Genomic DNA, 15,005 nt, shown 5'->3' with positions numbered 1-15,005 from the left:
ATGAGACCGCGCCTGCGAAGACGCTCGCCACGGTGATCGCGGGATGGGCCCGCCGGACACGCCAGGGCGGCCTGTCAGGGCAGGATATCCAGGAGCAGCGCGTCCTGCCTGTCCGCCATTTCGCCCAATGCCGCCCATGCCTCGGCATGGGCTGTCAGCTGCGCCTTGAGGATTTCGTCGGTGGTGATGTAGGCCCGGCCGGCCGCCTCGGCGGCCATGATCCGGCACTGCCTTCCGGTTTTCATACCAACCAAAGGGGCGCCGGACCGGATTGGTTGCGGCCCCGATCAAACGGGGCGATTGCGGCCCCGCGGCCCCGCGGCCCGTTTCCGCCGGAGGCAGACCGCCTATTCGGCGACGTACGGCTCCGGCCCCGTGGGCTCATCCCGCTGGCTGGCGAACATCTTGCTCATCCTGCGGGCGAAGAAGCCTGCGATGTCGTCGACGATGGTGAAGATCGGCGGGATGAACAGCAGTGACAGGAAGGTCGAGGAGATCAGCCCTCCCACCACGGCGATGGCCATCGGCTGTCGGAACTCGACGTCGGCGCCCCAGCCGATGGCGACGGGCATCATGCCCGCGCCCATGGCGAAGGTGGTCATCAGGATCGGCCGCGCCCGCTTGTGGGCGGCGTCCATGATGGCCTCGAAGCGCTTCATCCCGCTCTTTTCGGCCTCGACGATATAGTCGACCAGCAGGATCGAGTTCTTGGCCGCGATGCCCATCAGCATCAGCACCCCGATCAGCGACGAGATCGAGAAGCTGGAGCTGGCGATCATCAATCCCGCCAGCGCGCCCCCGACGGCCAGCGGCAGGGAGGCCATGATGGTGATCGGATAGGCGAAGCTGCGGAACAGCAGCACCAGCACCGCATACATCAGGAACAGGCCGGTCGCGAAGGCGATGGCGAAGCCCAGCACCATTTCCTGGATGAACTCGGTGTCGCCCGCTGGCACCTCGCGCACGCCGGCGGGCAGGTTCTTGACGGACGGCAGTTCGGACACCCGATTGGCGGCGTCGCCCGAACGGATGCCGTCCAGCTCGGCGGTGATCGAGGCGATCCGCGCCCGGTCCTGACGCACCACCTGCGACGGGCCGGAGCCGAACCGGATTTCCGCGACGGCGCTCAGCGGCACGGCGCCGCCCGTATCCGTGGGCACGCGCAGGGTCTCCAGCACCGACAGGTCCTCCCGCGCCTCGGCGGTCAGCTGAAGCCGGATCGGCACCTGGCGGTCGCCGAGGTTGTATTTGGGCAGGTTCTGCTCGACGTCGCCGATGGTGGCGACGCGGATGGTCTGTGAGATCGCGCCGGTCGAGACGCCCATCAGGGCGGCCTGGTCGGGACGCGGGGTGACCAGGATCTCGGGCCGGGCGATCGAGGCGGTGTTGACCACGTTGGCCAGTCCGGGGACGCGGCGCATCTCGGCTTCGATGCGGCGCGCCGCGGCGTCCAGTTTCTCGCCGTCGTCGCTCAGGATGGCGAAGGTGTAGCTGGTGCCGTCCGATGGTCCGCCGCCGCCCTGGGCGGCCCCGGACCCGATCCTGGCCCCGGGGATGGCTTTCCACCGGTCGACCATCTCGCGCTGGAAGGCCTGCTGGCTCAGCGCGCGTTCGCCCTTGCCGACCATGTCGGCATAGACATTGGCCTGGCCGACGTCCTGGCCGCCGATCTGGGCGAAGACGGAGACCACTTCCGGCCTCTGCCGCAGGTCGCGGGTGATCCGCTGCACGACGGCGTCGGTCTGGCGCAAAGTCGCGCCCGGCGGCAGTTCGACCGAAAACGAGGCGCGCGACTGGTCCCCCGCCGACATGAACTCGAACGGCACGGCGCCGGTGACGATGGTGGCCGCGGAGGCGATGACCAGCGCGGTGCCCATGCCGAACACCTTCCAGCGGTTCGCGAGGCACCAGCCCAGTGCCTTGAGATAGCCGGCCATCCAGAACGGATCGCTGTCCTCGTGCTTCTGATGCTTGAGCAGATAGGCGGCGATCAGCGGCGTGAGCGTCCGCGCCACGACCAGCGAGAAGGCCACCGAGACGCAGGCGGCCAGCGCGAAGGCCTTGAAGAACTGCCCGACGATGCCCGGCATGAAGCCCACGGGCGCGAAGACGGCGATGATGGTGGCCGTGGTCGCCACGACGGCCAGACCGATCTCGTCGGCCGCCTCCATCGAGGCCACGTACGGCGTCTTGCCGCCGCGCATGTGGCGGACGATGTTCTCGATCTCCACGATCGCGTCGTCGACGAGGATGCCGACCGTCAGCGACAGGGCCAGCATGGTGACCCCGTTCAGGGACTGGTCCAGCGGTCCGAGGATGGCGAAGGTCGGGATCAGCGACAGCGGAATCGCCAGGGCGGTGATGATCGTCGCCCGCCAGTCCCGCAGGAAGATGAACACCACCACCACCGCCAGGACCGCGCCCAGCAGCAAGGCTTCCAGCGAGGCCGTGTAGCTTTCCTCGGTGAACTTCACGTTGGCGCTGACCTGTTCGATGGTCAGCTCGGGATGGGCCGCGTCGATCTCCGCCACCCGTTTGCGGGCCAGTTCGGCGACCCTGACCTCGCTGGCGGATCGCGAGCGCAGAATCTCGAAGGTGACCGCCTCCTGGCCGTTGTAGCGGGCCAGACGGCGCGGTTCGCCCCAATGGTCCTCGACGGTTCCGAGATCGCCCAGCCGGACCGTCCGGCCGCCGGAGACGGGGATCAGCGTCTCGCGCAACTGTTCGACCGAATTGGCCGAGCCGAGCGTGCGGATGGCGCGCTCCGAGCCCGAGATCGTGACCCGGCCGCCCGGCATGTCGCTGTTGATCGAGGTCAGGGTCTGGCTGACGGCCGCCGCCGTCACGCCGAACGAGGCCAGTCGGTCGGGGTCGATCTCGACCCGGATCTCGCGGTCCACGCCGCCGGACCGGTTGACCTCGCCGACGCCGCGGACGGCCAGCAGGGCGCGCGTGACCTCGTTGTCGACGAACCAGCTCATCTCCTCCGGCGTCATGGTGGGCGAGCGGACAACCCACTGGATCAGGTCGTCGCCGGTGATGTCGATGCGCTGGACGCTGGGTTCCTGCATGTCCTGCGGCAGGTCGGCGCGCAGGCCGCTCATGGCGTTGCGGACGTCGTTGGTCGCCCGCTCGGTGTCGGTGCCCAGTTCGAATTCGATCTGGGTGTTCGAGACGCCGTCGGTGACCTGCGAGGTGATGTGGCGCACGCCGGACAGGCCGGACAGGGAATCCTCGACCAGCCGGGTGACCTGGATCTCCATCTCGGCGGGGGCCGCGCCCGGACGCACCGCGGTGACGTTGACCAGGGGGAAATCGATGTCGGGATTGTTGTTGATCCGCATCCCGAGGAAGCTGTTGACGCCCGCGAACGTCAGCAGCACGAACATGAGGATGATCGGGATCGGGTTCTTGATCGACCAGGACGAGATGTTCTTCATCGCCGGGCCTATTTCTTCGCTGCGGCGACGGACCCGCGGGCGACCGGAGTCGCCGCGGGGGGCCGGGCGCCCGCGACGGTGACGCGGTCCCCCTCGCCGAGGAAGCCGGCGCCCTCGACCACCACGCGCACGCCGGCCTCGATGCCGGTGACGGCGGTCCGGTCGGTGGTCCGCGACAGGACCACAACCGGCCGGAACCGCGCGCGGCCATCGGCGCCCAGCACGAACACGCCGGCCCGGTTCTCGCGATACAGCACCGCCGGGGTCGGCACGGTGACGGCGGCCTGGTCCCCGACCTGGATGCGGGCGCGGGCGAACATGCCGGGACGGAAGCCGCCGCCGGACACGGCGATCCGGGCGATGCCCAGCCGGGTCTCGGTGTTCACCTCGGGCGTCACGATACGGACCGTTCCGGTGGTCTCGCCGACCTGGTCGGACGAGATGACGGCGGACTGGCCGGCGCGGACCAGCGCCAGTTCGGTCTCGGGCACCTGGGCGTCGAGCTCCAGCCGGCCGTCGCGGACGATGCGGAACAGTTCGGTCCCGGGGGCGACGATCTGGCCCCGGGTGACGCTGCGGCTGATCACCAGGCCGGACACCGGCGCCCGGATCGTGGCCTGGGCCAGTCGGGTGCGGGTTTCGGACAGCGAGGCCTGGGCGGCGAGAAGATTGGCGGCGGACGCCCGCTGGTTGGCCAGGGCGGTGTCCAGCGAGGCCTGGCTGAGGAAGCCGCGCTCCTTCAGCTCCTGGGCCCGGGCGAGGGCGGACTGGTCGCGCGCGGCGTTGGCCTGGGCGGTCTGCACCCCGGCCTGCTGCTGGCGCAGCTGGGCGCGCAGCAGGGCGTCGTTGAGCTGGACCAGCGGCTGGCCCTGGCGGACGTAGCGCCCCTCGTCGACATAGACGCCGGTCGCGGTGAGGCCGCCGGCCTCGGCGCCGACCGGCACCTCTTCCCAGGCGGAGATGGTGCCGGACGCCGTAACGATGCGCGGCAGGTTCTGGAGCGCCGCCGCGGCGACCGTGACCGTCTGGCTGCTGCCGCCGCCGGCGCCGGCGGCGGCCTTGGCCTCGGCCTTTCTGGCCGCGTCCTCGCCGGCGCCGCAGGCGGCGAGCGCCAGCGTCAGGCTCAGGGCGATCGCGCGGGTCCAGCTGTTCCGTTTCATGTTCGCCACGTCAGATCCCCTGCAGCGCGGAGGGGAGCCGCGCGCGTGTCCACGGTCGGCCAGTCCCGGCGACCTTGTCATCGGTCGTTGAATAGCTGTTCCGCGATCTATTCTCAAATACGAATGCGCCGCCTTACGGCGATGTAATCCGCCACAAAAACAGTGGCGGAGCGCGCTTCGACGCCGCCCGCGTTGGCGATCCGGCCCTGCCGTGCTACCGGCGCGGCCATGACGACCCCTCCCATCGAACGCATCAGAAATTTCAGCGTGGTCGCGCACATCGACCACGGCAAGTCGACCCTGTCCGACCGGCTGATCCAGGTCACCGGCGGCCTGACCGCGCGCGAGATGAGCGCCCAGGTGCTCGACAACATGGACATCGAGAAGGAGCGGGGCATCACCATCAAGGCGCAGACCGTGCGCCTGAACTACACGGCGAAGGACGGCCTCGACTACGTCCTCAATCTGATGGACACCCCCGGCCACGTCGACTTCGCCTATGAGGTGTCGCGCTCCCTGGCCGCCTGCGAGGGCAGCCTGCTGGTGGTCGACGCGTCGCAGGGCGTCGAGGCCCAGACCCTGGCCAATGTCTACCAGGCCATCGACAACAACCACGAGATCGTCCCGGTCCTCAACAAGATCGACCTGCCCGCCGCCGAACCCGAGCGCGTCCGCCAGCAGATCGAGGACGTCATCGGCATCGACGCCTCCGACGCCGTGCTCTGCTCGGCCAAGTCGGGCATCGGCATCGAGGACGTGCTGGAGGCCATCGTCACCCGCCTGCCGGCCCCCAAGGGCGACCCCAACGCCCCGCTCAAGGCCCTGCTGGTCGACGCCTGGTACGACCCCTACCTCGGCGTCGTCGTGCTGGTCCGCGTTTTCGACGGCTCCCTGCGCGCCGGCCAGCGCGTCAAGATGATGCAGAACGGCTCGACCCATCTGATCGACCGGGTTGGCGTCTTCCTGCCCAAGAACACCCCGGTCGAGAGCCTCGGCCCCGGCGAGGTCGGCTTCATCACCGCCCAGATCAAGGAGGTCGCCCACGCCGCCGTCGGCGACACCATCACCGACGAGAAGAAGCCGACCGCCGAACCGCTCAAGGGCTTCAAGGAGGTCCAGTCGGTGGTGTTCTGCGGCCTGTTCCCGGTCGACGCCGCCGACTTCGAGGACCTGCGCGCCGCCATCGGCCGCCTGCGCCTCAACGACGCCAGCTTCACCTACGAGATGGAGTCCAGCGCCGCCCTCGGCTTCGGCTTCCGCTGCGGCTTCCTCGGCCTGCTGCACCTGGAGATCATCCAGGAGCGCCTCAGCCGCGAGTTCAACCTCGACCTGATCGCGACCGCCCCGTCGGTGGTCTACAAGATCGGCCTGCGCGACCGCTCGACCATGGAGCTGCACAACCCGGCCGACCTGCCCGATGTGATGCAGATCCTCAGCATCTCCGAGCCGTGGATCAAGGCCACCATCCTGACCCCCGACGAGTACCTCGGCGGCGTCATCAAGCTGTGCCAGGACCGGCGCGGCCAGCAGGTCGAACTGTCCTACGTCGGCAGCCGCGCCCTGGTGGTCTACGAACTGCCGCTCAACGAGGTCGTCTTCGACTTCTACGACCGGCTGAAATCCATCTCCAAGGGCTACGCCTCCTTCGACTACGAGCTCAGCGACTACCGCGAGGGCGACCTGGTCAAGATGAACATCCTGGTCAACTCCGAGCCGGTCGACGCCCTCTCCATGCTGGTCCACCGCGGCCGCGCCGAGATGCGCGGGCGCAGCATGGTCGAGAAGATGAAGGAGCTGATCCCGCCCCACCTGTTCGTCATCCCGATCCAGGCGGCCATCGGCGGCAAGATCATCGCCCGCGAAACCGTCCGCGCCCTGCGCAAGGACGTCACCTCCAAATGCTACGGCGGCGACGCCACCCGCAAGAAGAAGCTGCTCGAGAAGCAGAAGGCCGGCAAGAAGCGGATGCGCCAGTTCGGCAAGGTGGAGATCCCGCAGGAGGCGTTCATCGCGGCGCTGAAGATGGACGAGGACTGATGTCCTCGTGCGGCCTCGCCTTGGCGTAGTCTGCGGGTTCCACCAGCCGCAACTGGCTCAGCGTGTGCCTGATATCCCTAGCGTCCATCTGTGCGCCGGCCGCTCGGAGCGCATTCACTACACGCGCGGGCGCTAGGCTGGTTTGGCTTTTGGTGCCGATATTCTGAGCATACACATCGACAAATGTGTCGATATCGATGCCGTGGGCCTGATGCAGGCTCAGAAGCGACACTTCGGCGGCCTTTCGTCTCTCATCTTCGGAACTGGAAATCCTCCAGCCAACGATGCTTTCTCTCTGGCGCCAGCCTGTTTTTCCGCTCAAACACCGCCCCGGAGCTCACCGCCCGCCGCCTCGTCCACGCCCTCGGCTACCACTTCCGCTTCCATTGCCGCGACCTGCCCGGGATGCTCTCTCCCAAGCGAACCATTTAGGCTACGCACCCATCTGCAATCGCCGCAAATCCCCGCCGGCTGTTCCAGTCCATCTCCCCGCCCAGCCGCTCCACCACCGCCGGCGCCTCCGTCCGTTCCAGCGCGAGCGTCGCGATCGCCTGACGTGAGACCTTCACGCTCAGAACCGGCTTCGGCTCGATGTGACCCGTAGCGGGGTCCAGCAGGTCGGTTTCCATCACCACCTCGACCATGGGGACCGGGACGACCTTCAGCAGTTCGACGGCGACCCGCAGAGCCGAGGCGCAGATGTTGGCCCGGTGCAGCTCCTGAATCTTCGCCGGGCTGAGCGGCTTGACCGAGGCCTTGCCGGACTGAAGCAGGGTCACCGACTGCGTCGGCATGTCCTCGAGGTCCAAGCCGTCGACGCGGGCGATCACCTGCCGGTTCTCGCCGAACCAGAGGTCCAGCGCCTCGACGCAGAACGGAAGGTCACCCAGCCCGCTTTGCTCATTCACGACCTTGGCGACCGCGTCTCGATCCAGGGCGATCAGTTTGCGCGCCAGTTCGATTCCGTCGTTGACGGCGCGCACCTTGCCGCATTCGGCGCGATGCATGGCTTCGTCATGGATGACGGCGTGCGCCACCGCTGACTCAAGTCGCGCGACCTTCCCTCTGGCGAGACCGAAGGTCCGGTCGAACCAGTTCGGATGATAGCCGCCCGCCGCCCGTCTGGCGGCTTCCTCCGTAACGGAAGTCCGTTCGGGCATGGGTAGGGGCTCGCATTGCGCCTTCGCCTCCCAGTCGACGGGCCGGAACGCGATGCGATGGGCTCCGACCAACTGGTCGATCATCTGCTGATATTCGTCCGCCGCGTCGGCGGCCTCCTCGAGCAGGGCGATCTTCTGGGCGGATCGTTCATAGGCGACCCGCCGCGCCTGCGATCGCTTAGCCTCGCGATCAATGGCCCGCATGGTGCGTGCAGCGCCGCGAAAGACCTGTCGTGTCGTTACCATGTTAGTCCCCCCTCAAGAACGATATGGCGAAGTCAGGCGCTCCTGACCGGTGGCTCTTCTTCGTCCGGGACGATCTGGAGGGGGATATCCGTCATCAGGAGCCTCCCCGGGTGATCCTGCAGACGTCCAATCCTCTGAATGACCACCTCCCGCACTGCGACCCGGTCAGTGGCGTAATGGAGCCGCCGGTGACAGTTCGGGCAGGCCGCCACTGCGTTGTCGACCGTGTCCGGCCCGCCTTCACCCAGCGGACGCACATGATGCACTTCCAGAAACGGGCTCCCGTCTTCCCGTGAGAACGGCGCCGCCTGTTCGCAGACCTCGCAGCGCCCATCCGCCGTCTCCAGCACCCAGACGATGACATTGGGGTCTCGGACGTAGCGAATGGTCTGGCCGATGACCTGCTGGCCGCCAGGTGATCCCGGCGGCGGCGCCTTCGGCGCACGACGGCCCTTCAGTTTTCGCCGCAGCGCCCGGACGCTGGCGGCCAGCGCCTCGGGGTCAGCTGTCGGAGGCTCGGTCCACACGGAAGCGTGGCCCGGCTCTCCCTCGTCGTAATGGTCCTCGGTGAAGTCGCTGCCGACATCCTGCATGGCCCTGCGCCGCGTGGCAGGTTCTGCCAGACGCCGGGCGAAAGACTTCTCCGACATCCCGCCGAGCTCGGGACCCACGACCGACAGGCGGAGCTTCTTCGCGGAGGTTCCCTCCCCCTTGCTCTCGGCGGTCGCGCGGAACGCCGCCAGCGAACGGCCGAGGTCGAGCCGCAGCGGCTCAAAATCTGTCAGGTCGGCCAACTGGACAGGGCAGGGATGGTCACGCAGATTCAGCCGTCGCTGTTCCGGCGTGAGAGCTTCGGTGGTCGAGCTGGCGATCCGGGCCTGCTGGATCGCCAGATCGAGCCCGGCCATCCGGGCCAACAGGAGAATCAGGGCGGGGGCGTAGTCCGTGTTCCGTCTCTTGCCGGACTTCCGCATAACGCCGCCCCGGGACTCCAGGACCACGTCAAAACCCGTCGCGGTGCGCTCGATCGAGAACTCGGCGTCAAGCTCCACGCCCGCGTCGTCGCGCACCTTGATGCGAGGCGGCCCCGGCCGCGGCTTCCTATTCTGGATTGGTATGCCCCGGCCCTCCACCTACCGGAGGTTAGCAGGCTCCCGCCCCGACACCAGTCTGTGCCTCGCCCCTGCCCGGCGAAGGCGGGGAGGCTCCCCGTCCCGCCCCACCTCCCCCCTATCCGACGGCGCCCCCTACCGCCCCGGCAGCGGCCGCATCACGCGATTCAGCACCATCCGCGCGGCCTCGCGGCCGATCTGCTCGCCGGCCTCATTCGAGAAGCGGAAGTGGACGCCGCCGTAGATGCGCGAGTCCGACACCTCCTGGACCCATTCGTCCCAGCCCGGCAGCACCTGCACCGCCGACATCGGCACGGCCAGCGATCCGACCCGGACGCCCGTGGCCGGGCGCGGCCCGATCTCGGCCTTCATCACCTCCGCGTGCGTCGCGGCGACGATGCAGTGGCCGCAGGGGTATTCCGCGAAATTGGGCGTGCCCAGCAGGGGCGTCCAGCCGGCGTCCGCTTGCGTGGCGTCGTTGCCGTCGTCGGCGCCGTTGCGGATCGCCGTGATCGGCCGCCAGAAGTCGTAGTGGGCCTTGGCGTCGGCCATGGCGATCACCGCGTCGTCGAAGGCCATCTGGTGCAGGGCGAACATGCGGGCGTTCTGCACCGGGCTGCGGCCCGGCGCGTCGGCGGCGAGCCGCATCGTCGGGGTCAGGTCGAACGCCTGACGGTAGCGCGCCATCAGCGTCTGGTGCGGCGTCCGCTCGGCGCTGGTCTTGCCGCCCACCCGGCGGACCTCCTCATAGTCCCGCGCCCAACGCTCGCTGGTCAGGGCGGGCGGGGGCGGCGGCCGCAGGGCGTCGGCGGCCGGCATGACCCAGGGGCGGTAGGTCACCGCATAGCCCTCGATCTGCGGCAGCTGGGTCGCGACCCAGACGCCGGGCGTGGTGCGCGGCCGGTAGGGCGTCGCCGACAGCGCCGGGTCGATGCCGCCGGCGGCGATCGCGGCCCGCGCCGCCTGCTCGCCGATCCGCCGGCCGGCCTCGCGCGCCGCCTCGTCGGTGATGGCCGCCATGGCGATGGCGTAGCTGTCGTCCAGCGCCGTCTTCTGGGCCGGGAAGTGGTGCAGCATCACCGTATAGGCCGCCGTGGCCGCGGCGGCGTCCTGGGACGCGGCGGGATCGCCGGCCGGAAAGTCGAGATAGCTCTCGTAGCGCCGGTCGATGGCGTTGACCGCCTCGAACATCGCCAGGGAGGCGCGGGTGACGGCGCGGCCCTGCTCCGGGGTGTTCCCGGACGCCATATAGGGGGCGATCCTGCCGGCGAACTCCCACCAGTCGGAGACGGTGTCCGCGGCGGCGGGCTGGGCCCCCGCCAGGGCCGCGGCAGCGGCCATTCCCATCATCATTGCACGCATGTCTTGTTCCTCCGGTTGATTGGTTGTGTCGAAGCCGTCCCGGGCGCCGTCAGGGCGTCGCCGGGACGCTTTTGAATGTCCGGGCGAGATGCGTCCGGATCATCCAGAAGAGCAGGGCGGCCAGGGGCGCGAGCGCCGGCACGAACAGGTGCGGTCCGCGCAGGGCCTGCGGGATTTCGTCCATCTGGCCGAGAAAGAAGGAGCCCGAGGCGATGAACAGCGCCGTGCACATGCGCCACAGATGCCGGGCGATGCGCGACGGGCCGGACACCCCGCGCCGCAGGATCACGCTGAGGTCGGCGGCGGCGGCGAGGGCGGCGACGCCGGCGAACACATAGAGGGCCGGGCCGGGCACGCCGTCGCCGCCCGCCCCCCGCAAGGCGACCGCCAGGCCGGTCGCGGCGATGGCCGAGGCGGCGAGCAAGCCGGCCGTCTCGGCCCGTCCGACGGTCCCTTGCGGGCGGCGCACAGCCAGCCAGGCGGTGCCGATCAGATAGAGGGCGAAGGCGCCGGCGATGGCGTTGAGCGGCTGGCCCCGCTGCAGGGCCACGACCAGGGCGAAGAAGGCCATCACCGCCATGGCGAGGACGAACACCTTGCCCGCCGCCCGGTGCACGCGCCGGCCCTTGGGCGCGGCGAGGGCGACGAACCCGGAGACGAGGCCCACGGCGCCGCCGCTGATGTGCAGGACGAGGGCGGTCTGGGCGAGGCTGTCGAGGCTGAAAACAGGCAAGGTCATGGCGTCCTCCGTTCGCGGCGTCGCGAAAGTCGGTGGGGTGAAAGGCGGGCGGTGGTGCGGGGATCGGGGCGGGGCCCCGGTCGGTCAGCCGGTGTCGGCTCTGGATCTGTCTGAAGTCATGGGCTGATCCTTTCCGGGATCGACGATCAGTTGGGCGTTCGGGAGCGGCGGATGCGGATCGCCGCGTAGAGCAGGCCGGCCGCGATCAGCACGCCGATCCACAGGCCGGGCAGGGTGTAGATCCGCGCCGGATCGAGGTCGGACAGGCGCTCGATCCACACTACCCCCTCGCCGTTGGCCGAGTAGGGCTGCAGCACCCCGCCGCCGATGCGCCGCTCCAGCAGCCAGTGGGCGGGCGTGTGGTGCAGGGCCAGGTGCTCGACCATAAGGATCGCCGCGAACGGGGCGGCGGCCCACAGGAAGGCGACCCGCCGCGACCACGCCGAGACCAGCAGCATCCAGGCGTAGAAGGGCGCGTTCCACAGCGCCATGAACGGCAGGCCGTACAGCAGGGCCAGCCACAGGAACGGCAGGTCCACCCGGGCCCACAGCGGACGCGGATCGAACCCGTCGAGGCTCCACACCAGCGACTGCAGCCCCAGCATCAGCCCGCTGGCGACCACGACGATCGGGAAGACGATCAGCGGGATGACCACCAGCGGGACGGCCGCCTTGGACAGCACGGTCATGCGGTCCGACACCGGCAGCGACTTCCAGAACAGGATGCTGCGGTCGCGCCGCTCGCCCTGCAGCGCGCCCAGGCTGTAGAGCACCCCGACCACCAGGCCGGTGACCACGGTGACGCCGGTCATGGCGCTGTAGTGGGTCATGAACTCCCCGGCCCGGGCCGGATCCGCGAGGGCGGCGGCCCGTCCGGCGTCGGAGGCGGTCAGGCTGGTCCCCAGATGCACGATCACGGCGAAGGCGGCGACCGCCAGCGGCGCCACCCACAGGGCGCGGTGCTCCCACAGCTCGCGCCGGATCTGCCAGTAGAAGGTCCGGGCCAGCCGCCTCCACTCTCGACGTTCGCCGCTCATGCCGCGGCCTCCCGCGGGACGCTGTCGCCGAGCAGGGCCACGAACAGATCGGCCAGGCCCGGCGTCCGCAGCTCGCCCAGCGGCGCCAGCCGCTCGCGCTCGACGCCGTCGAACAGCAGGCTGGTGCGCCCGAACATCCGCCGTTCCGACACCGGCTTCAGCGCACGCGCCGCCGCCAGCCGGTCGTCCGCCACAACCACCTCGACGAAGCGCGCCTCCACCTCCTCCATGGTGGCGCCCAGCGCGATCCGGCCCCGGTCGAGGAAGATCACGTCGGTCAGCACATGCTGGATCTCGTGCACGTCGTGGGTCGACAGGAGGATGGTGCGCTGGTGGTCGGCGTAGTCGCTGAGCAGGGCGTCGAAGAACGATTTGCGGTACAGCAGGTCCAGCCCGAGCGTCGGCTCGTCCAGCACCAGCAGCCGGGCGTCCACCGCCATCACCAGCGCCAGATGCAGCTGGGTCACCATCCCCTTGGACAGTTCGCGGACCTTGCTGTCCTTGCGGATCGTGGTCCGGGCGAGGAAGTCCTCGGCCCGGGCCCGGGCGAACCGCGGATGCACCCCGGCCATGTAGTCCAGCGTCTGGCCGACCCGCATCCAGCGCGGCAGCACGGCCACGTCGGCGATGAAACAGACCTCCTGCATCAGCGCGCCGCGCTGGCGCCACGGGTCGAGCCCCAGCACGCGCAGCTCCCCCTCATGCGACACCAGCCCGAGGATGGCCTGCAGCGCCGTGCTCTTGCCGGCCCCGTTGGGCCCCAGCAGGCCGACGATCCGGCCCTCGCCGATCGACAGGTCGATCCCGTCCAGCGCCACGGTCTTGCGATAGGTCTTGCGCAGGTTGCGCGCGTCCACGACGGCCACGGCTCAGCCCTCCCCGTCTTCGGCGCCGAGGGAGGCGCGCAGTTCGGCCGCCAGGCCCAGCCGCTGGATCGTCGTGCGGATCTCGGGCCAGCGCTCCTCGAGGAACCGCTGGCGCTCGCCCTGCAGCAGCAGGTCCCGCGCCCCGGCGCTGACGAACATGCCGACGCCGCGCTTCTTCTCGACCAGGCTCTCGTCGACCAGTTGCTGATAGGCCTTCAGCACCGTCAGCGGATTGATCCGGCTGTCGGTCGCCACGCTGCGCACCGACGGCAGCGGGTCGCCCTCCCTGAGCAGGTCGTCAAGAATCATGGCGACGACCCGGTCGCGGAGCTGTCGGTAGATCGGCTGGCTGTCGTTCCATTCTGAGTCCATCGTCGGTTCCGGACAGTCCTGACTGGACCATCGTCTCACGCTCCCATGCCGATCGGCCTGTAGTGGTGTTATACACGACCATAACACCTGCGCAAGACCCTCCTCGCCCCGTCGACCGCCGCGCCCGCCTGCGCTATCCAGACGCCCCCGCCAGACGCGCCCCCCGGACGCCCCTTACGGGGGCAGACGCACGAGGACCGACCCCATGACCACCGCCCCCGCCGCCCGGCCCGCCTTCGAGCCGCTCAACGATCTGGAGCGGCTGCTGATGGCCGCCGCCTCGGGCGGGGCCGGCGAGCGGGCCGCCTTCGAGGCCGCCGTCCCCGACGCCGAGCTGTGGGTCGTCCCCGCGGCCGGCGAGGCCGCCGCCGACGTGCTGCGCCTGCGCACCGTGGCCCAGGACGGCCGCCCGGCCACCGCCGTCTTCACCGCGCGCGAGCGGGCGGTCCGGTCCATCGGCCCCGACGCCGCACCGGTCGCCTTCCCCGGCCGCACCCTGCTCGAGACCATCCGCGAGAACCCGGCGGTGCTGAATCCCGGCCACGGCTATGGCGCGCGCTGGAGCTCCGACGCCATCGCCGCCCTGATCGGCCGCCCCAACCCGGCCCCGCGCGACCGCTATCCGACCGGGGTGGCCCGGCCCGCCAGCACCCCGCCCGGCCTCGTCGACAACCTGACCCGCGAGCTGACGGCCGAGCCGGCGGTCAAGGCGGCGTGGCTGGCCCTGGCCCGCTGGAGCGACGGCGAGCAGGGCTTCCTGCTCGACATCCGCGTCGCCCCGGGCGAGGCCGCCATTCCGGTGCTGATCAACCGGGCGCTGCAGGGCGTCACGCTGGACGCCCGCCTCGACGTGGTGGTCGGATCGCCGGACGAGGCCCCGGGCGCCGGGCTGGAGATCGTGCCCGCCCGCGGTTGACCCGCCCCGCCCGCCGCGCCACACCCGTTCCAGCCGAGGAGGCCGAAAGACGATGGCGACCGACACCCTGAAAGGCGCCGACCGCGCCCCCCGCCTGGCCGTGCTGATCGACGCCGAGAACGCCTCGCCGCGCATCGCCGAGGCCCTGTTCACCGAGATCGCCACCCTCGGCGAGGCCTCGGCCCGCCGCATCTACGGCGATTTCTCCAGCGCCCAGCTCGCCGGCTGGACCCGCGTGCTGGCCCGCTTCGCCATCCAGCCCCAGCAGAATTTCGCCAACACCAAGGGCAAGAACTCCGGCGACATCGCCCTCGTCATCGACGGCATGGACCTGCTGCATTCCGGACGCTTCGACGGCTTCTGCCTCGTCTCGTCCGATGCCGACTTCACCCGTCTGGCTTCCCGCATCAGGGAAGAGGGCGTCGACGTCTACGGCTTCGGCGAGCGCAAGACGCCCGAAAGCTTCCGCCAGGCCTGCACCCGCTTCATCTACACCGAGAACCTCGTCGGCCCGACCGGCGAGCCCGCCGCCGCCGAGGCCGCCGCCGCCCCCGGCGG

General features: G+C 69.9%; 13 protein-coding genes. 3 read left to right on the top strand and 10 right to left on the bottom strand.

Annotated elements, in window-relative coordinates:
• Positions 1-74 precede the first annotated feature (74 nt).
• The 3 genes from VEB62_RS09780 to VEB62_RS09770 all read right to left on the bottom strand — a co-directional run bounded on the left by VEB62_RS09780 (position 75) and on the right by VEB62_RS09770 (position 4,600).
• On the bottom strand, positions 75-218 hold the full coding sequence (locus tag VEB62_RS09780; RefSeq protein WP_324798681.1) for a hypothetical protein: 144 nt from the start codon (positions 216-218) through the stop codon (positions 75-77).
• Positions 219-347: 129 nt separating this feature from the next.
• Positions 348-3,440 (bottom strand): efflux RND transporter permease subunit, encoded by a 3,093-nt coding sequence (locus VEB62_RS09775; protein ID WP_324798679.1) that lies wholly within the window; start codon positions 3,438-3,440, stop codon positions 348-350.
• 8 nt (positions 3,441-3,448) lie between these two features.
• Positions 3,449-4,600, bottom strand: a complete 1,152-nt coding sequence (locus tag VEB62_RS09770; protein ID WP_324798677.1) for an efflux RND transporter periplasmic adaptor subunit — start codon at positions 4,598-4,600, stop codon at positions 3,449-3,451.
• 228 nt (positions 4,601-4,828) lie between these two features.
• Between VEB62_RS09770 and lepA the strand changes: the two genes are divergently transcribed.
• Positions 4,829-6,637, top strand: coding sequence for a translation elongation factor 4 (lepA, locus tag VEB62_RS09765; protein WP_324798675.1), 1,809 nt, complete (start codon positions 4,829-4,831; stop codon positions 6,635-6,637).
• Between the two features lie 428 nt (positions 6,638-7,065).
• On the opposite strand, the gene VEB62_RS09760 is transcribed toward lepA, so the two are convergent.
• The 7 genes from VEB62_RS09760 to VEB62_RS09730 all read right to left on the bottom strand — a co-directional run bounded on the left by VEB62_RS09760 (position 7,066) and on the right by VEB62_RS09730 (position 13,531).
• Positions 7,066-8,001, bottom strand: coding sequence for a hypothetical protein (locus tag VEB62_RS09760; protein WP_324798672.1), 936 nt, complete (start codon positions 7,999-8,001; stop codon positions 7,066-7,068).
• A 74-nt stretch (positions 8,002-8,075) separates the two neighbouring features.
• Positions 8,076-9,113, bottom strand: coding sequence for an HNH endonuclease (locus VEB62_RS09755; protein WP_324798670.1), 1,038 nt, complete (start codon positions 9,111-9,113; stop codon positions 8,076-8,078).
• A 177-nt stretch (positions 9,114-9,290) separates the two neighbouring features.
• The gene (locus VEB62_RS09750; RefSeq protein WP_324798668.1) at positions 9,291-10,496 is read right to left on the bottom strand and encodes a vanadium-dependent haloperoxidase; all 1,206 of its coding nucleotides are present in this window, start codon (positions 10,494-10,496) and stop codon (positions 9,291-9,293) included.
• 70 nt (positions 10,497-10,566) lie between these two features.
• Complete coding sequence (locus tag VEB62_RS09745; protein ID WP_324798666.1) at positions 10,567-11,256, bottom strand: DUF2306 domain-containing protein; 690 nt, start codon at positions 11,254-11,256, stop codon at positions 10,567-10,569.
• A gap of 146 nt (positions 11,257-11,402) precedes the next feature.
• A complete protein-coding gene (locus VEB62_RS09740) occupies positions 11,403-12,293 on the bottom strand; it encodes a hypothetical protein (protein ID WP_324798664.1) in 891 nt (296 codons plus the stop codon).
• Positions 12,290-13,159: an ABC transporter ATP-binding protein gene (locus VEB62_RS09735; protein WP_324798662.1), complete on the bottom strand. Its 870-nt coding sequence runs from the start codon at positions 13,157-13,159 to the stop codon at positions 12,290-12,292. The genes VEB62_RS09740 and VEB62_RS09735 overlap by 4 nt, the downstream gene beginning before the upstream one ends.
• A gap of 3 nt (positions 13,160-13,162) precedes the next feature.
• On the bottom strand, positions 13,163-13,531 hold the full coding sequence (locus VEB62_RS09730; RefSeq protein WP_324798659.1) for a GntR family transcriptional regulator: 369 nt from the start codon (positions 13,529-13,531) through the stop codon (positions 13,163-13,165).
• Positions 13,532-13,736: 205 nt separating this feature from the next.
• Here VEB62_RS09730 and VEB62_RS09725 point away from each other — a divergent pair, with 205 nt between their 5' ends.
• Positions 13,737-14,447, top strand: a complete 711-nt coding sequence (locus VEB62_RS09725) for an SseB family protein (protein WP_324798657.1) — start codon at positions 13,737-13,739, stop codon at positions 14,445-14,447.
• 52 nt (positions 14,448-14,499) lie between these two features.
• The coding region (locus VEB62_RS09720; RefSeq protein ID WP_324798655.1) for an NYN domain-containing protein at positions 14,500-15,005 on the top strand (506 nt) is incomplete at its 3' end.

The sequence above is a fragment of the Brevundimonas sp. genome (assembly GCF_035626975.1).
GTDB lineage: Bacteria > Pseudomonadota > Alphaproteobacteria > Caulobacterales > Caulobacteraceae > Brevundimonas.
The sequence above is the reverse complement of the archived record's forward strand: the minus strand, read 5'-3'. Positions and strand labels throughout refer to the sequence as shown.